Annotated in this window: 20 protein-coding genes; 18 read left to right on the top strand and 2 right to left on the bottom strand. The window is 38.0% G+C overall.

Annotated elements, in window-relative coordinates; translation table 11 throughout:
• Window positions 1-37 precede the first annotated feature (37 nt).
• The gene (locus AW17_RS00715) at window positions 38-694 is read right to left on the bottom strand and encodes a hypothetical protein (protein ID WP_157280174.1); all 657 of its coding nucleotides are present in this window, start codon (window positions 692-694) and stop codon (window positions 38-40) included.
• A 134-nt stretch (window positions 695-828) separates the two neighbouring features.
• Here AW17_RS00715 and AW17_RS00710 point away from each other — a divergent pair, with 134 nt between their 5' ends.
• The 18 genes from AW17_RS00710 to ade all read left to right on the top strand — a co-directional run bounded on the left by AW17_RS00710 (window position 829) and on the right by ade (window position 17517).
• Entirely contained in the window at window positions 829-1569 is a 741-nt protein-coding gene (locus tag AW17_RS00710) for a hypothetical protein (RefSeq protein ID WP_029274154.1), read from the top strand.
• A gap of 113 nt (window positions 1570-1682) precedes the next feature.
• Complete coding sequence (locus AW17_RS00705; RefSeq protein WP_029274153.1) at window positions 1683-2519, top strand: sulfurtransferase; 837 nt, start codon at window positions 1683-1685, stop codon at window positions 2517-2519.
• Window positions 2520-2765: 246 nt separating this feature from the next.
• The gene (locus AW17_RS00700; protein ID WP_029274151.1) at window positions 2766-3296 is read left to right on the top strand and encodes a YceD family protein; all 531 of its coding nucleotides are present in this window, start codon (window positions 2766-2768) and stop codon (window positions 3294-3296) included.
• 15 nt (window positions 3297-3311) lie between these two features.
• Window positions 3312-3503, top strand: coding sequence for a 50S ribosomal protein L32 (gene rpmF / locus AW17_RS00695; RefSeq protein WP_025143959.1), 192 nt, complete (start codon window positions 3312-3314; stop codon window positions 3501-3503).
• A 101-nt stretch (window positions 3504-3604) separates the two neighbouring features.
• Window positions 3605-4543, top strand: coding sequence for a phosphate acyltransferase PlsX (gene plsX / locus AW17_RS00690; protein WP_029274150.1), 939 nt, complete (start codon window positions 3605-3607; stop codon window positions 4541-4543).
• Between the two features lie 18 nt (window positions 4544-4561).
• On the top strand, window positions 4562-5560 hold the full coding sequence (locus AW17_RS00685; RefSeq protein ID WP_029274149.1) for a beta-ketoacyl-ACP synthase III: 999 nt from the start codon (window positions 4562-4564) through the stop codon (window positions 5558-5560).
• A gap of 161 nt (window positions 5561-5721) precedes the next feature.
• Window positions 5722-6198, top strand: a complete 477-nt coding sequence (accB, locus tag AW17_RS00680) for an acetyl-CoA carboxylase biotin carboxyl carrier protein (protein WP_029274148.1) — start codon at window positions 5722-5724, stop codon at window positions 6196-6198.
• Between the two features lie 216 nt (window positions 6199-6414).
• The gene (accC, locus tag AW17_RS00675; RefSeq protein ID WP_029274147.1) at window positions 6415-7755 is read left to right on the top strand and encodes an acetyl-CoA carboxylase biotin carboxylase subunit; all 1341 of its coding nucleotides are present in this window, start codon (window positions 6415-6417) and stop codon (window positions 7753-7755) included.
• Window positions 7756-7825: 70 nt separating this feature from the next.
• Entirely contained in the window at window positions 7826-8707 is an 882-nt protein-coding gene (gene tatC / locus AW17_RS00670) for a twin-arginine translocase subunit TatC (RefSeq protein WP_029274146.1), read from the top strand.
• Between the two features lie 45 nt (window positions 8708-8752).
• Window positions 8753-9190, top strand: coding sequence for a ribose 5-phosphate isomerase B (gene rpiB / locus AW17_RS00665; protein WP_029274145.1), 438 nt, complete (start codon window positions 8753-8755; stop codon window positions 9188-9190).
• A gap of 26 nt (window positions 9191-9216) precedes the next feature.
• A complete protein-coding gene (locus AW17_RS00660) occupies window positions 9217-10851 on the top strand; it encodes a M28 family peptidase (protein WP_029274144.1) in 1635 nt (544 codons plus the stop codon).
• Between the two features lie 105 nt (window positions 10852-10956).
• On the top strand, window positions 10957-11166 hold the full coding sequence (gene vapB / locus AW17_RS00655) for a type II toxin-antitoxin system VapB family antitoxin (protein WP_029274143.1): 210 nt from the start codon (window positions 10957-10959) through the stop codon (window positions 11164-11166).
• Window positions 11166-11552: a type II toxin-antitoxin system VapC family toxin gene (locus AW17_RS00650; RefSeq protein ID WP_029274142.1), complete on the top strand. Its 387-nt coding sequence runs from the start codon at window positions 11166-11168 to the stop codon at window positions 11550-11552. Before vapB ends, AW17_RS00650 begins: the two co-directional genes overlap by 1 nt.
• Window positions 11553-11695: 143 nt before the next feature.
• A complete protein-coding gene (locus AW17_RS00645) occupies window positions 11696-13081 on the top strand; it encodes a LutB/LldF family L-lactate oxidation iron-sulfur protein (protein ID WP_029274141.1) in 1386 nt (461 codons plus the stop codon).
• A gap of 110 nt (window positions 13082-13191) precedes the next feature.
• A complete protein-coding gene (locus AW17_RS00640; protein ID WP_029274140.1) occupies window positions 13192-13410 on the top strand; it encodes a hypothetical protein in 219 nt (72 codons plus the stop codon).
• Window positions 13392-13781 (top strand): type II toxin-antitoxin system VapC family toxin, encoded by a 390-nt coding sequence (locus AW17_RS00635; RefSeq protein WP_029274139.1) that lies wholly within the window; start codon window positions 13392-13394, stop codon window positions 13779-13781. The genes AW17_RS00640 and AW17_RS00635 overlap by 19 nt, the downstream gene beginning before the upstream one ends.
• Before the next feature lie 21 nt (window positions 13782-13802).
• Window positions 13803-15779 (top strand): alpha-ketoacid dehydrogenase subunit alpha/beta, encoded by a 1977-nt coding sequence (locus AW17_RS00630; protein ID WP_029274138.1) that lies wholly within the window; start codon window positions 13803-13805, stop codon window positions 15777-15779.
• Between the two features lie 100 nt (window positions 15780-15879).
• Window positions 15880-17517 carry an adenine deaminase gene (gene ade / locus AW17_RS00625; RefSeq protein WP_029274137.1) on the top strand — a complete coding sequence of 546 codons (1638 nt, stop codon included), beginning with the start codon at window positions 15880-15882 and terminating at the stop codon, window positions 17515-17517.
• A 150-nt stretch (window positions 17518-17667) separates the two neighbouring features.
• On the opposite strand, the gene AW17_RS00620 is transcribed toward ade, so the two are convergent.
• Window positions 17668-18276 (bottom strand): SprT-like domain-containing protein, encoded by a 609-nt coding sequence (locus AW17_RS00620; protein ID WP_230149336.1) that lies wholly within the window; start codon window positions 18274-18276, stop codon window positions 17668-17670.
• Between the last annotated feature and the right edge of the window lie 85 nt (window positions 18277-18361).

Genomic DNA, 18361 nt, shown 5'->3' with positions numbered 1-18361 from the left:
CAAATTTAATCAATTTAAATAGGTCGGAAAATCTGTCTTATAAATAGGTAATTCTGAATTCAGCAAAAGTAACATCACTAACCCCTCCTGTACATTGGAAGCAACCGCTACCCCCACTCATGGATTGTGAACCAGTGGGAGTACCAGCTACAGAAATAATGTAATAACCACTGAATTGCAGTGTATAATTTATATTTTTTCGGAGTACTTCATTTCCATCTTCGTCAGTTCCAGTCATATTAAATGGTGTAGTAATTTGAGAATTCCAAGTTTCAATATTTACTGTTGGATTGCTATTTATGAGTCCGGTAACATCACAAAACTTAGAAAGACGCGTCCATACTCCATCTATTTTCTGTATTGTTTCTCCTGCGGCACATGTTTGCATAGTGAAAAACGCCCCAAGTGAGGTTGAACCATGTATAGTTATTGGTGAGCCAACATTTAATACCGATGTGATATTCTGATTTGATGAAGTTTTTTTTGATGATAGCTCACTTAATTTTAAAATAGAATTTGCCTTATTTATATTTTGCAATAAAGCATCATATTGGTCATTTGATGTCTTTTTAGATTCGTTTACTTTATTAAGAAAATCTCTAAGTTCTGCATTGGTGTTAAAATTTAGCGTTTTTGCCCCTTCTGGAATTTTGGTTATGGGTTGTAATCCATATTCTTTAATTATTTTTGGCAAATGACACATCAATAGGTTTATTTACCATTTCTTTTTTGCAAGCTGTTATAGCAAATAGAAAGTAAAAAAAGAGTAAATTTTAATTGTTTTCATAAGTTTTGTTTTTTATTTAAATTTATGAAAATTTCAATCCTATGAAAAAAATATTTTTTATTTTAATATTCATTAGTGTATTCATTTCTAGTAACTTATATAGTCAAAAAAAAATCACAGATGGATTAATTTTCACTTATCATATAACATACAAAAAGGATAGCATTACTTACGACAAACCTTATGTAACCATGTGCTACAAAGGCGACATGCTTAAAACTACTCCAATAATTAATAGTAAGGACAGCATATTGGCAAAAACGCCGCTTTCTATGATTAGGTTAACACCAACCTATACCATTATAAACACAAAAAACCGTTTGGTTTACAGGCTTACAAATGAGAATGGAGAAAAAATAGCCCTCAAAAGTCAAGATTTTGTTATGCCCGATTCATCAAGCTTTTATAATAACATATATACCAAAGAATATAAAGTTATTGCGGGTTACAATTGCAGAAAGGTAATAATGCAACATAAAATAAATAAAACAACCATAACCGTATATATAACAGCACAGTTAAATAATTACAAATTTTATAACAAAAATGTTTTCGGCTTAAGTGGTGTCATTTTAGAGTATGATCGTCCAAACCGCATTGAATATGTTAAAAATGTTGAAATGGTAAACTTTCCTAATGACTACTTTACTATCCCTAAAGATTATATGATTTTTGAAACATTAGAAGAATTTCAAAAATTTAAAACTAAACAATTTGAGAGCCGTATGTTTAAAGGAGGGCAACGAATTAAATCTATCGATGATTTATTTAATAAACAGTAGTTTTTCAACTTTCCAAAATTATTTCATTTTATAACACTCTAGCTTTTTCTTAATGTTAGTTAGGCAAATGATATACCCTATTCAAATGACAAATACTAAAACAAGCTTTCATTATGCAACCAATTTCCCCAATCATCCAGCCTTCTGAGCTACTTAAATTAAATCCAGATGAATTTGTGCTTATCGATGCCAGTGCCGGATCAAAAGCAAGATATGACGAGCAACACCTTGCTGGTGCGCTCTTTGCTGATGTAAATAACGATTTAGCCAACATTGGCGATTTTGCCATTGGCGGAAGGCATCCCTTACCAACATTCGACCAGTTTTCTGCCGTTTTGCAGCAACTTGGTATCACAAAAGATAGCCATGTGATTGTTTACGATGATAAAAACGGCGGTAACGCAGCTGCGAGGCTGTGGTGGATGCTAAAAGCAATCGGTCATGAAAAAGCGCAGGTAATTAATGGAGGCTTCCAGGCGGCCATTAAAGCAGGCTTCCCGACTACAGATAAAATAGAAATCCCAAAATCTGTCGAAAAATACGAAATCACAGCATGGAACTTACCGTTATCAGATATCAATGAGGTAGAAAAAGTTGCCAAAACCGACGATTACATTGTGATTGACGTGCGCGATGCCAATCGTTTTGCAGGCCTTACTGAACCTATCGATTTAATTGCAGGGCACATCCCTGGTGCGACAAATATTCCATATACCGAAAATTTGGATGCTACGGGTGCTTTCCTGGCCCCAGAAATATTGAAAGAAAAATATGCTGAAGCTTTGGCCCACGTTAAACCCGAAAACGTAATTGTACACTGTGGCTCGGGCATTACCGCCTGCCATACGCTACTGGCTATGGATTATGCAGGTTTACCCATCCCTAAGCTTTATGTCGGTTCCTGGAGCGAGTGGAGCAGAAATAATAAGGAAATGGTATTGGCCAATTAGGAATTTTGTTGGTCGAGATTTGCAATCTCGCCCCGATGGACTGTGGGTTTACAATCCATTTAATGAGTAAAAATCCTTTATTCTAAGTCGGGATCACAAATCCCGACTAACAAGAAACCGATAAGGTCTTTCAATATTTCAATTAACATTCTGAAAACCTGTCCGATTAACATCAACAATTTTTAAAAAACATTTTTAATCTAATTATTTTATCCCTACATTTGCAGGCTAAAATTTTACAGTACTTTGAACCCACTAAAACAATTTTCATTACCGTTTACCGGATTAAAATTGGGAACTCATCAGTTTGATTATGAGCTTGATGACGCCTTTTTTAATGCATTTGAGTATTCGTTAATTAAAAGTGGAAATTTAAAAGTAGACCTGGAACTTGAGAAACAAGAGACCATGTTGCTTCTAAAATTCAAAGTTATTGGTACGGTTAACTTAGATTGCGATAAATGTTTATCTGAGTTTTCATTACCGGTAAATCTATACGAAAGACAGATCGTAAAATTTGCAGAGGCCGAGATGGAAAGCGATGATGAAGAAATTATTTCGCTAAGCCGTAAAGATACCGAGATTGATATATCGGGCCCTTTATACGAAATGATTAACGTAGCGGTACCTTATATCAAAAACTGCGAGCAGGCAGGTAAAGATTGCGATCAGGAGATGATTGATCGCTTAAATCAGTTATCTATCCAAAAGCAGGCTGAAGAAAATGAACAAACAAGCGACCCACGTTGGGAAGCCCTTAATAAGTTAAAAAAATAATTAGATTATACACCAATGGCACATCCAAAACGGAAAATCTCGAAACAGAGAAAAAATAAAAGAAGAACACACTATAAAGCGGTTACTCCTTCTTTAGCAACATGCTCGGCAACAGGTGCTATTCACGTACCTCACCGTGCTTACAACGTTGATGGTAACTTATACTACAACGGCAAACTGGTTATCGAAAATACTCAGATAGGGTAATTTTCTTAAAAAATTGTTTGTGTTTTCAGCGGCTTTAGTCATACCTTAGTCAACTGAAAAATTCAGGATTACACCTGACTTAACACAAACAGATTTTTTCTATGAAAATAGGCCTCGACATAATGGGCGGAGACTATGCTCCCAAAGCAATTGTTTTGGGAGCAATAGCTGCTCATCAATCGCTTAACGCTGGAGAGCATTTAGTTCTTATTGGCGATACCGAACAGATTAAACCCATTCTTGCAGAAGAAGGTTTTAATCCAGATCATTTTGAATACGTTCATACTGATGAAGTAATTGGTATGGGCGAACATCCCACCAAAGCAATCGTTCAGAAACCAAATTCGAGCATAGCAGTTGGTTTTAACCTTTTAAAAGAAGGCAAAATCGATTCTTTCGCAAGTGCTGGTAACTCTGGAGCCATGTTGGTTGGCGCAGTTTTTAGCGTTAAAACCATTCCGGGCATTATCCGCCCTTGTTTATGTACAATTCTTCCAAAAATTAAAGGTGGTACTGGCTTACTGTTAGATGTAGGTGCCAATGCCGACTGCAAACCCGATATTTTATTACAATTTGGTGTTTTAGGCAGCTTATACGCAGAAAATCTTTTGCAGATAAATGATCCGAAAGTTGCCCTGATAAATATTGGCGAAGAAGATGAGAAAGGAAATATGCTAAGCATGGCTACTTTCCCGTTAATGAAAGAAACCAATCTTTTCAACTTTGTTGGCAATGTGGAAGGAAGGGATTTATTTAATGATAAAGCCGATGTAATTGTGTGCGATGGTTTTACCGGAAATATAATGCTAAAATTAGCAGAATCGTTTTACGTACTTACCATCAAAAAGGGACTTAAAGATGAGTTCTTCGATCGTTTTAATTATGAACAATACGGTGGAAGTCCGGTTCTAGGCGTTAACGCTCCCGTTGTTATCGGACATGGAATTTCTAGTCCGCTAGCTGTTAAAAATATGGTTCTACAATCCAGAGAAATGATCACTACAGGATTGGTAGAAAAGATTAGAATGGCATTTAAATAATTTATTAAAATTCTTAAAATGAGTAAAATTCACGCTGCTATTACAGCAGTAAATGGTTACGTTCCCGACTATGTGCTTACAAACGCAGAGTTAGAAACCATTGTTGACACTTCGGATGAATGGATTACCAGCAGAACGGGAATTAAAGAACGTAGAATTTTAAAGGGAGAAGGTTTAGGTACTTCCGATATGGCTGTTCATGCCGTAAATGGTTTACTTAAAAAGAGGGGAATTGATGCAAAAGAAATTGAACTGATTATCTTTTGCACCACTACTCCAGATTTTACTTTCCCTGCAACAGCAAACGTTTTAGCTGATAAAATTGGTGCCACAAATGCCTGGGGTTACGATTTACAGGCCGCTTGTTCTGGCTTTATTTTCGGGCTTTCTACCGGTGCATCATTTATCGAGTCAGGAAGACACAAGAAAGTTTTAGTTGTTGGCGGCGATAAAATGTCATCAATCATCAATTACGAAGACCGTACAACCTGTATCATTTTTGGTGATGGTTGCGGTTGTGCTTTATTAGAGCCAAATGAAGAAGGTTTCGGTATTCAGGATTCTATCTTGAGAACTGATGGTTCTGGAAGAGATTTCTTAGGCATGAAAGCTGGCGGTTCGGTTATGCCGGCAACACACGAAACTGTTGACGCAAGATTACATTTTGCACACCAGGAAGGCCCAACAGTATTCAAATTTGCAGTAACCAATATGGCCGATGTTGCTGCCGAAATTATGGAACGCAACGGCTTAACCGCCGATGATGTTGCATGGTTAGTACCTCACCAGGCCAACAAACGCATTATCGATGCCACTGCAAACCGCATGGGCGTTACCACCGATAAAGTAATGATCAACATCGAACGTTACGGAAATACAACCAACGGAACAATTCCTTTATGTTTATGGGAATGGGAAAGCAGGTTGAAAAAAGGCGATAACATCGTTTTAGCTGCATTCGGCGGTGGTTTTACCTGGGGTTCGGTATACCTTAAATGGGCTTACGACACTAACTAGTCAGAAGTCTTATGGTCAATAGCTTATAGCTAATGGTTTATGGTCGATTGGCTATGAGCCATCAACTAAAAAACTATCAACCATCCTTAAAAAAATAAAACAAAAAAAGTATAACTTAGTTAATTCAATAAACACTATTTTTTACATAACTAGCCTAAAAAATGGATATCAAACAAATACAGGAACTGATTAAATTTGTTTCTCGTTCTGGAGTAAATGAAGTTGCTATTGAGCAGGAAAACTTCAAAATCACGATCAAAACAAACCAAGCACCAACAGTTGTGCATGCTACCGTACCACAGGCTCCGCTTGTACAGGCTGCTGCCCCTGTTGCTACAGCTCCTACTGCTCCAAATGCAGCAACACCTGCTGTACCGGCTGCAGAAGACACCTCAAAATACATTACTATTAAATCGCCAATGATCGGTACGTTCTACCGTTCAGCTAGTCCAGACAAGCCAATGTTTGTTAATGTTGGCGACGAAATTAGCACTGGTAAAGTAGTTTGTATTATCGAGGCAATGAAACTTTTCAACGAGATTGAAAGCGAAGTTTCTGGCCGTATCGTTAAAATCTTGGTTGATAATGCATCACCAGTAGAATACGATCAACCGTTATTTTTAGTAGAACCTATTTAGTAAACTACGTAACGTTTATTCCTCGGTTCCGTGTCCTCACGAACCGAAAACAGTAAATTGTTATTTTCAGTATTGTATTATACAAACTGAATAAAATATAAATGGCTCGTGTCGCCACGAACCATGGCATTTAATTTAAAATTTGAATATATCGGCTTGTAGTTCACAGATAATCTGTGTAATCACATGATCGGTGTAATCATCAATTAAAAAATTATGTTTAAAAAAATACTAATTGCCAACAGGGGTGAAATCGCTTTGCGTATTATCCGTACCTGTAAGGAAATGGGCATCAAAACGGTTGCTGTTTACTCTACCGCAGATCGCGAAAGTTTACACGTACGTTTTGCTGATGAGGCTGTTTGTATTGGTCCCCCTCCTAGTAAAGATTCATATTTAAATATTCCAAATATTATCTCGGCTGCAGAATTAACTAACGCCGATGCCATACACCCAGGTTATGGTTTCTTATCAGAAAATGCTAAGTTTTCTAACATCTGCCGCGAGTACAACATCAAATTTATTGGTGCAACTCCAGAGCAGATCAATGGCATGGGCGATAAAGCCTCTGCAAAAGAAACCATGAAAATTGCCGGTGTACCAACCATTCCAGGATCTGAAGGTTTGCTTACCAGCGTTAAAGAAGGTATTGCAATTGCGAATGAAATGGGCTACCCTGTTATTCTAAAAGCAACCGCCGGTGGTGGTGGCCGTGGTATGAGGGTAGTTTGGAAAGACGAAGATTTCGAAAATGCATGGGATAGTGCCCGTCAGGAATCTGGCGCAGCATTTGGTAACGATGGTTTATATTTAGAAAAATATATCGAAGATCCACGTCACATCGAGATCCAGATTATCGGAGATCAGTTTGGCAAAGCCTGTCACTTATCAGAACGCGATTGTTCTATTCAACGCCGTCACCAGAAATTGGTAGAGGAATCTCCCTCTCCTTTTATGACAGATGAACTCCGTGTAAGAATGGGCGAAGCAGCTATTAAAGGTGCAATGGCCGTAAATTACGAAGGTGCTGGTACAATCGAATTCCTGGTTGATAAACACCGTAACTTCTACTTTATGGAAATGAACACCCGTATCCAGGTAGAGCATCCGGTTACGGAAGAGGTGATCAACTTCGATTTAATTAAAGAACAGATTAAAGTTGCTGCCGGAATTCCAATTTCGGGTAAAAACTACTTCCCTGATATGCACGCAATCGAGTGCCGGATCAATGCAGAAGATCCAGCAAATAACTTCCGTCCGTCACCAGGGCGGATCACCAATTTCCACTCTCCGGGTGGCCATGGTGTTCGCGTTGATACGCACGTTTATGCAGGATATTCAATTCCTTCTAACTACGATTCGATGATTGCCAAATTAATCTGTGTGGCACAAACACGCGAAGAGGCAATCTGTACTATGGAACGTGCTTTAGGTGAATTTGTAATTGAAGGTGTAAAAACAACCATTCCTTTCCATCTGCAGTTAATGAAAGATCCGAATTTTAGAGCTGGAAATTTCACTACGAAATTTATGGAAACTTTCGAATTTTCAGAATAATATAAACTATTTCTATATTTAACACGTAAATACCATTCTATTCAAATAGAATGGTATTTTTGTTTTCAACATGAGCGACACTAAAAAAACTTCACTAACAAAAGCTATCGGACAAAAGAGCACCACATTAGAGGCAGAAATGTCTTTTTTTGATCACCTGGATGTTCTCCGTAAACATTTAATCAGAGCCGTAATTGCCATTGCCGTTTTTACCGGTATTGCTTTTTACTTCAACGAATTCATTTTAGATAAAATCATATTCGGTCCAAAAAAACCAGATTTCTGGACTTACAGGATGATGTGCAAACTGGTAGAAAAATTCCCTTCACTTGGTGCAGATATGTGTATCACCAAAATCAATGGAGAGATTATTAATACCGAAATGGCCGGTCAGTTTAACCTGCAATTAAATGTTTGTGTAATGTGCGGCATTGTTCTTGGTTTTCCTTACCTACTTTGGGAAATCTGGCGTTTTGTTAAACCCGCATTACATGAAAAGGAACGTAAATCCGCCAGTGGATTTGTCTTCTTTGCATCTATTCTTTTTATCATCGGTATTATATTCGGATATTTTATTATCTGTGCATTATCTATTAATTTTTTAACAGGTTATACGGTTAGTTCTGAAATTAAGAACACTTTTACTGTCGATTCATATGTGTCTTCAATAGCTACATTGACGCTAGGAACAGGAATTATCTTCGAACTTCCTGTTATTATTTTCGTCTTGTCGAAACTTGGGTTAATGACACCAAAGCTGATGAGATCGAGCAGAAGGTATGCCACAGTTATTATCTTAATCATTGCTGCTATTGTTACGCCAACCCCTGATATCTTAACGATGTTAACAGTGGCTGCCCCTTTATTCTTATTATATGAGGCGAGTATCTTTGTATCAGCCTACATAGAAAAAAAGAAGAAAAAGGCTGATGCTGCTTTCTATGCTAACTAACAAAAACATTACGAATAGATTTTATAATTCTCTATAAATTTGACAATGTCTGATACAAAAATTAAAATTGCTATTGGAGCGGATCACGCTGGGTTTGAATACAAAGAAATATTAAAAGATTTTTTACAGGATTACGAAGTAAAAGATTTTGGCACTTATTCAGAAAATTCTGTCGATTATCCAAATTTCGCTCATCCGGTTGCTGCTGCTGTAGAAAATGGAGAATTTACCTACGGGATTTTACTTTGTGGATCGGCAAACGGTGTAGCCATCACCGCGAACAAACATCAGCACATCAGAGCAGGTTTATGCTGGGAGAATGAAGTTGCTTCTTTAGTCCGCAAGCACAACAACGCAAACGTTTTGTGTATACCTGCCAGATTTGTTTCGGAAGAACTGGCTAAAGAGATTACCACAACCTTTTTAACAACTGAATTTGAGGGCGGGCGCCACCAAAACAGGGTTGAAAAGATTTCGTGCTAACAAGAAAATAACTAACTATTATCATAATGAACAAAAAATTTTTAACCCTTGGGTTGGTATCGCTTGTTACCGCAAGTTGCTTTAGCCAGGTAAAGCCCCTTATACCAAATAAGGATGCGATAAAATTCAGCAAGGCCATTAATCCTGAAAATGCCTACAAACACCTTTCTGTATTGGCTTCTGATGAATACGAAGGCCGCGAAACAGGCACAAAAGGCGCTTGGATGGCTGCTGATTATATCCGCGATTATTTCAAATCTTTAGGTCTAAAAGCGCCTGTAAATGGTAGCTATTTCCAAAAAATCGACTTGGTTAACGTTACCTTAAAAGAAAGCCATTTAACGGTTAACGGTCAGCCTAAAGAATACCAAAAAGATTATTTAGTATCTCCCACCTTAATCAGCGATCAAGGTTTTACTTTCTCAGCCAACGAACTTGTATTTATCGGTTATGGTTTAAAGAAAGACAACTATAACGATTTTACAGGTACCGATATCAAAGGAAAAGTGGTGATCATGTTTAATGGTGGAGATCCAACTGTAAAACCGGGTACAAGAATTGATAGAGCAGCTTATCGTGCTACGCTTGAAGCAAGGGCAAAGTATTTTGCAGAAAATAATGTGAAAGCAATTATCCTGATCGACCCAGCGGTTGATAGAATAACCGAAAACACCAAGCAAACCCTTAAAAATGGTAGGGTAATGGTGAAAACCAATGCCGCTATCGAAGCCCAAAAGCAAAACAATATTCCACGCATTTCGATATCTGTTGCTTTGGCAAACGAGCTGCTAAAGGCCTCAAACACTACTGTGGCTGATCTACAAAAGAAAATAGTGGATAGTCAGGCTCCGGCTTCGCAAGTATTAAACGTACCTTTCTCCGCAAGTGCTGCAAAAACAGAAACACCAGTTAGATGTGAGAACGTTCTGGGTTATTTAGAAGGTTCTGATCCGGTACTTAAAAAAGAAGTTTTAATCCTTACTGGCCACTACGACCATATTGGATTGGAAACAGATCCAAATGCAAAAGACAAAGTGAACAACGGAGCAGATGATGATGGATCGGGAACTACCGGCGTTTTATTAATGGCAAAAGCATTTACAGATGCTAAAAAAGCCGGAAAGGGGTCTAAACGCAGTATCCTTTTCATGACTGTTGTTGGTGAAGAAAAAGGGCTTTGGGGTTCTGAATGGTATTCGGAGCATCCGGTTTTCCCTGTCGAAAATACCATTGCTGATTTAAATACCGATATGATTGGCCGTACTGGCGAAGAATATTTAGGTAAAGCAGATTCTGCAAATTACATTTACTCTGTAGGTTCAAGAATGTTGAGTAGTGATTTGGCTAATTTAAGCGAGCGAGTTAACGCAACCTATACCAAAATGAAACTGGATTATAAATACGATGATCCAAAAGATCCTGAGCAGATTTATTACCGTTCAGATCATTATAACTTTGCTAAATTGGGTATTCCAATTATCTTCTATTATGATGGCATGTTACAACAAGACTACCACAAACCAGGTGATGAAGTAAGCAAAATTAACTTCCCACTTTTGGCCAAAAGAGCAAAACTAACCTATTTTACCGCATGGGAATTGGCCAACAGCGCAAAACGCCCGGCAGTAGACATGGACGGAAAAGGTAATCCAAAGAAATAATAATTCAAAACATTGAGTCCCGATTTTACATCGGGACTTTTTTATGCCTAATGCAGTAGCTTTATATTTCAAGATTAAAATGCTATTTTTGATAAAAGCGAGCTTATGGATCAGTTGCAGATTTTAGAGAAAATTAAAATGATCCCTGTTGCCTACCAGCAAGAGGTAGAAGATTTTATTGATTTTATTTTACAAAAAAAAGTAAAGAAAAAAAATGAAGAAAAAACACAAAGAAAGCTTGGTTTGCTAAAAGGAAGAATGAAAATGAGTGATGATTTTAATGCGCCATTGGATGATTTCAAAGATTACATGTAGTGAAAAAATATCTGCTTGACACACACGTTTTACTTTGGATGCAAGATGATAATATTGCATTATCTAAAACAGCAAGAAAGATTTTAGAAGATCCTAATACTCAACTTTATTTAAGCATAGTTAGTTTATGGGAGATAACCATAAAACAATCACTAGGTAAACTACAACTGGAATACTCCTTAGATGAACTCATAGATTCGTGCAACACAAGTAACATTACTATTCTTCCTATAGATTACGGAACGCTGAAAATACTTAAAGTGCTGCCATTTTTACATCGCGATCCTTTTGATAGAATCATCATCGCAACAAGTATGGAATTGGATTTAGATCTCATTTCAAGCGACGAAATAGTAAAAAAGTACATAGACAAAATCGTATGGTAATATTCTTTTAAAAAAGCAACCTTCTTCTTAGTTTTAATTTCTAAAAATAAACTCAGCAGGGTTTCCTATCTTTGATGTGATAACGAAATAGCTAAAAACTAAAATCAGTTAATATTCGTTACCCTATTACAAAAGAACTATTGATGAATATTGCCGAGGAATTTTTAGAGAAATCTGACGAGAAAGCTTTCGATCTACCGCATCGTAAAACCATAAATTATAATATTGGGAAATACAATGCAGCTGTTGAGCGTGGCTTATCAAAATTCGAAAATTTAGAGGCATCCAAAAAAAAGGCACACGTAATTAAATGGCGTGTGATGGAAAACCTTGATAAGTTCTTGCCAGAATTCGAATCAAATTTCCAACGCCGTGGTGGTAAGGTAATCTGGGCCAATGATGCTGAAGAAGCCCAACAGGAAATCCTCAACATCATCAAAAGAAACAATGGCAAAACGGTTATCAAATCAAAATCGATGACCACCGAGGAAATCCACCTAAACGATTTCCTGGAAAAGAACAACATCGAATCTTTAGAAAGTGATCTGGGCGAATACATTGTTCAATTGCTTGGTCAGGCTCCCTACCATATTGTTACCCCGGCCATGCACCTGAGTGCAACAGATATAGCGCAATTATTTCATGATAAATTTGGCACACCTATCGATGCCACCCCCCCCCAGCTTGTACAAAAAGCAAGAGAATTACTCCGCGATAAATACTTAAATGCCGATATTGGTATTAGTGGTGGAAATTTTTTAATTGCCGATACCGGAAGTATTGCCCTAACGGAGAATGAAGGCAATGCACGTTTAAGCACCACTTTCCCTAAAATCCACATTGCTATAGTAGGTATCGAAAAGGTAATTCCCTCTATGGCTGATCTTGATCTGTTCTGGCCTTTACTGGCATCGCACGGAACTGGGCAAAACTTAACGGTTTATAATACCATTTTAAGTGGTCCACGCCAACCCAATGAAACAGATGGGCCAGAGGAAATGTATGTGATTTTGCTGGATAATGGCCGCACCAATTTATTGGCACAAAAAGACCAGAGACAGGGCTTGTACTGCATCCGTTGTGGTGCATGTTTAAATGCTTGCCCGGTTTATAAAAATATTGGTGGGCATACTTATAATACAACCTATAGTGGGCCAATCGGCTCAGTAATTACGCCTCACTTAAAGGGTATGGAAGAGTTTAAACACTTAAGCTATGCTTCTAGTCTTTGCGGCAAATGTTCAGAAGTGTGCCCGGTAAAAATCGATATCCATAAAATGCTCTTGCTTAACCGGAGAGATGCCGCCGCAGGGCATGAAAACGGCAAAAAAGAAGAAATTGGCTGGAGCATGTTCAGCAGAATGATGCAAAAACGCAAATGGATGGATTTTTTTGGCGGAAAGTTTAAAAATTTTATGCTCAAAAGATTTTTCAAAAAGAGCTGGGGCAAATACCGGGAGATGCCTAAAGTTGCCGATAAATCTTTTGCTAAACAATGGGAAGAATTGAAAAAAGGTCGAGAGTCTTAAGTCCGGAGCCTTTAGTTTTGTGTCTTTAAACAGACTTGAAGCTGAAATGTAATTTTAATCAGCCTTTATATTTTTGTATATTTGATATAGAGACTAATAAATATAAAAATATGGATACGGTTTTGTTAGAAATCACAAATGAAAAGGCTTATAAACTCATACAGGATTTAGAAGCTTTAGATATTGTTAAAATTTTAGAGAAAAATACAAAGCCAAAAGAAAGCCTTTCGAAGAGATTCGCAGGTTCTTTAAATCTTACCGACCAGCAATACGAAGAATTCCAGCAACATGTTATAGATAGCAGGAACGAATGGGAACGGGATATTTAATTGATACCAACGTTATTATCGGCTACCTAGATGGTAAAATTGAGAATAATGGAATGGTGTTTATGCACCCTATTATTGATAATATTCCGAATATATCAGTAATAAACAAAATCGAAATCTTAAGGTTTAATCCACCTGATAGTAACTATAAAACATTACTCGGTTTTGTAGAATCAAGCAAGATTTTTAGTTTAACCGAAGATATTGTAGAAAGAACAATTTCAATATGTAGGGTCAATAAAATCAAACTTCCTGATGCCATAATAGCTGCAACAGCAATCACTAACAACCTTACATTAATCACAAGAAATACTTCCGATTTTAAAAAAATCGCAAATCTTGAAGTCCTCAATCCATGGGATATTTCTTAAAATCTCAATCAAAAGCCTGTTATGCATTTCAATCGAGGTGATAAAGACGACAAGTTCTTGCTGAACTTATACAAAAGATTGCTTTACCCTCGGATGGTTGAAGACAAAATGCTCAAGCTGTTGCGTCAGGGTAGAATTGGCAAATGGTTCTCGGGCATTGGCCAGGAAGCTATAGCTGTTGGTAGCACCTTAGCGATGCAAAGTGAGGAGTACATTTTACCCATGCACCGTAATTTGGGCGTTTTTACCGCTCGCGATATTCCTTTAAAAAAATTAATGGCCCAATGGCAGGGCAAAATTACCGGCTTTACCAAAGGCCGCGACCGCTCTTTCCATTTCGGCACACAAGAATATAAAATAATTGGGATGATATCCCACTTGGGGCCGCAAATGGCTTTGGCAGATGGTATTGCTCTTGCCGATGTTTTAGCCAATAAACAGCACGCCACATTAGTTTACACCGGAGAAGGGGCAACCAGTGAAGGCGATTTCCACGAGGCGGTAAATGTTGCAGCAGTTTGGAACCTTCCTGTTATTTTTCTGATCGAAAATAACGGATATGGCCTTTCCACTCCAAAGTCAGAGCAGTTCAGGTGCAAAAACCTGGTTGATAAGGCCATTGGTTATGGCATGGAAGGTATTCAGATAGATGGAAATAATATTCTAGAAGTTTATGATACCATCAATCAACTGGCCATGGAAATCCGGAAAGATCCAAGACCTGTTTTAGTTGAATGCCTAACTTTCAGGATGCGTGGACATGAAGAAGCATCGGGCACGAAATATGTTCCGCAAGAATTGTTGGATGAGTGGGAAAAGAAAGATCCATTAAGCAATTACGAAGCCTATTTAATTGAGCAGGGTATTTTAACCTTAGATTCAATTGTCGATATTAAAATCCAGGTTAAAAGAGACATTGAGTTGGAAGTTGAAGAAGCTTTTAACGAGGATGAGCCTATTGCTAATGCCGCTCAGGAAGAAGAAGATATGTATTTCCCCTACTCACAACAGGTTGTTCAGCCCAATCCATCTTCTACTGAAAAAAGATATTTAGATGCAATAACCGATGGATTAGACTTGGCCATGCAAAAGTATTCTAACCTCGTTTTAATGGGGCAAGACATTGCCGATTATGGTGGGGCTTTTAAAATTACAGATGGTTTTACAACAAAATATGGCAAAGGTAGAGTCCGCAACACTCCTATTTGCGAATCGGCCATTGTAGGTGCAGGTTTGGGTCTATCTATAAATGGTTATAAAGCTGTTGTAGAAATGCAATTTGCAGATTTTGTAACCGTAGGTTTTAATCAGATCGTGAATAACCTGGCCAAAACCCATTACCGTTGGGGCGAAAAGGCCGATGTGGTGGTGCGTATGCCCACGGGTGCCGGAACAGGTGCAGGTCCGTTCCATTCACAAAGTAATGAAGCATGGTTTACCAAAACACCAGGTTTAAAAATTGTTTATCCAGCTTTCCCTGAAGATGCGAAAGGTTTGCTGTTGGCAGCGATTGAAGATCCAAACCCAGTGCTTTATTTCGAGCACAAATACCTCTACAGAAGTTTAAGCGCTCCTGTTCCTAATGGCTACTATACGACAGAGATTGGTAAAGCAGTTAGGCTTGCCGAAGGAAGTAAATTCGCGATCATTACCTACGGACTGGGTGTGCACTGGGCGTTAGATTACCTGAAACAATATCCTGAAAGTGGCGCTACATTAATTGATCTGCGTACATTACAGCCCTGGGATAAAGACGCTGTAAGGACAGCCGTTAAAGCAACAGGAAGGGTTTTAATTTTGCATGAGGATACTTTAACCAATGGCTTTGGCGCCGAACTATCTGCCTGGATTGGAGAGCGCTGTTTCTCTGATCTCGATGCACCTGTAATGCGCTGTGCAAGCTTAGACACGGCAATTCCAATGAGTAGGGTATTGGAGGAAGATTTTTTAGCTAAGGCAAGATTGGCAGAAACGATTGATAAATTATTGAAATATTAAGAAGGTGGTTAATTGTATAAACTGTTTGAATTGGTTAATTGCTAAAGTAAATCGACAGTTAACCAATTTATACAATTAACCAGTTAAACATAAAGAATGCATGAGCAATTTCAAAGTCGAAGGGAATATCATCAACATCACAAAGCAGAATATTTTCTTTGGCGAAGTAGCCGTTGAGGATGGAAAAATAAAATCAATCTCAAAAATTTCTGAACAGAAAGAAGGAGCACATTTTATCTCTCCAGGTTTTATAGATAGCCATGTGCATATTGAAAGCAGTATGCTAATTCCAAGTGAGTTTGCGCGATTGGCGGTTGTTCATGGAACGGTATCAACCATTAGCGATCCACACGAAATTGCCAACGTTTGTGGAATGGAAGGTGTGGAATTTATGATCGAAAATGGCAATACCGTCCCTTTTAAATTTAATTTTGGTGCCCCAAGCTGTGTTCCAGCTACCATTTTTGAGACGGCTGGAGCTGAATTGGACCATGATGATGTAAAATCACTTTTAGAACGTCCCGAAATAAAATACCTCAGCGAAATGATGAATTTCCCTGGCGTACTGTATAAAGATGAAGAAGTTTTAAAAAAGATTGCTGCTGCGCACCAGTTGGGTAAACCTGTTGATGGACATGCCCCAGGCTTACGTGGCGATGCTGTTCAACAATACATCAATGCCGGAATTTCTACTGACCACGAATGTTTTACTGCCGAAGAAGCATTGGATAAATTACAGCGCGGCATGAAAATCCTCATCCGTGAAGGAAGCGCCGCCAAAAATTTTGATGCACTGATCGATCTATTGAACGATTGGCCAGAAATGATGATGTTCTGCAGCGATGATAAACATCCTGATAGCTTAGTCGAAAACCACATTAATCAGCTCTGTGCAAGGGCAGTAGAAAAAGGGATCAATATATTCAATATCCTACAAGCAGCCTGCATCAATCCTATTCTTCACTATAAATTAGATGTTGGCTCACTTCAGATCAATGATGATGCAGATTTTATCGTGCTTGAAGATTTAAAAACGTTCAAGGTTAAACAAACCTATATCGATGGCTTATTGCTTGCCGAAAATGGAAAAACAGTAGGCAACTGGGTAAAACATGTCGAAGATCAAGAATCGGTAAACCATTTCGATTGCAGTTTGAAAAAGGAAGAAGATTTTATTTATCCATTCACCGGACAAAAAGAAATTCCAGTTATTGAGGCATTGGACGGGCAATTGATTACCAATAGAATATCTGCCAAACCGAAAGTTTTAAATCAAAATATCATTAGTGATCTGGAAAACGATGTTTTGAAAATGGTGGTGGTAAATCGTTATCATGATGCGCCTATTGCAGTATCCTTCGTAAAAAACTTTGGCTTAAAAGAAGGCGCCATTGCATCAAGCGTTGCACACGATAGTCATAACATTATTGCCCTTGGCGCTGATGATAAAAGTATCTGTGAAGCCGTGAACCTTGTAATTGCAGCAACTGGTGGCGTAGTGGCATTGGGGAATGGGAAAAAAGAAGTTTTAGCTTTACCAGTAGCAGGCTTAATGAGCAACCATAACGGTTATCAGGTTGCTCAAAGTTATACCTCTATAGATCAATTTGCGAAAGATTTAGGCTCTACTTTGCTTGCGCCTTTTATGACGCTTTCTTTTATGGCCTTATTGGTGATTCCACACTTAAAATTAAGCGATAAAGGTTTATTTGATGGGGATGAGTTTAAGTTTGTATAGCTGATTTGTCATTCTGAGCGCAACGAAGAATCTGTTTACTATTGACACTTCAAATGACATTAATCTAAAGTATCTTCAAACGCAAAATATAATTGCAGAGCTATTTTGCAAAAGATTCTTCATTGCATTCAGAATGACAGCAAATTAATCTTATTCCACCACAAAAACCTCTGCCAAAGGATTAAATAGATATAACCGTTTATCATCTAAACATATACAGCGGTACCGCTTCCTAATGCGTTCGCCTTTGGTAAAACGCCGGCCATCTTTAATTTTAAAAGTGGTATTAATCGGCAATTGCTCTAAATGTAAAGTCTCGGTTTTATTGCTATCGTATTTTTTTAAGGCCCGCGATAAATGCAGATCAGAACAGCTGGATGCCGCAGGGTTCGACATATAATTATCAATCGCTTTGTGGATATCGGCTGGAAAAATATTCAGTTCAAAAAAGGGAACCATCATCCGCTGAAAGTTCTTCTTCCACTCTGTGCCATGCGGTTTTACTTTATTCTTGAAATCGTTCCAGGTGAGCAAATGTGCAAACTCATGCACTGTGGTAACCAGAAAAGCGTAATGGTTAAGATTGAAGTTTACCGAAATTCGATGGCCTTTGCCTTGATAAGGATGGCGATAATCGCCCAATTTTGTAGAGCGGGTTTTAGAAATCTTAAATTCGCACTGAAAATAATCTATCCATTTTGCAATTAGCGGTGCCGCTGGTTCGGGCATGTACTGCGCTAAAACTTTAACCTTTTCCACGGATGCTAAGATAAATAATTTTAGGGTTTAACCACAAAGGACACAAATATTTACGTAGAAAATAGAATTCATCATAGTTTAACCA

Origin of the sequence: Pedobacter borealis DSM 19626 (assembly GCF_000708285.2) — a bacterium.
GTDB classification, from domain to species: domain Bacteria; phylum Bacteroidota; class Bacteroidia; order Sphingobacteriales; family Sphingobacteriaceae; genus Pedobacter; species Pedobacter borealis.
This window is presented reverse-complemented; position numbering and strand designations above follow the sequence as displayed.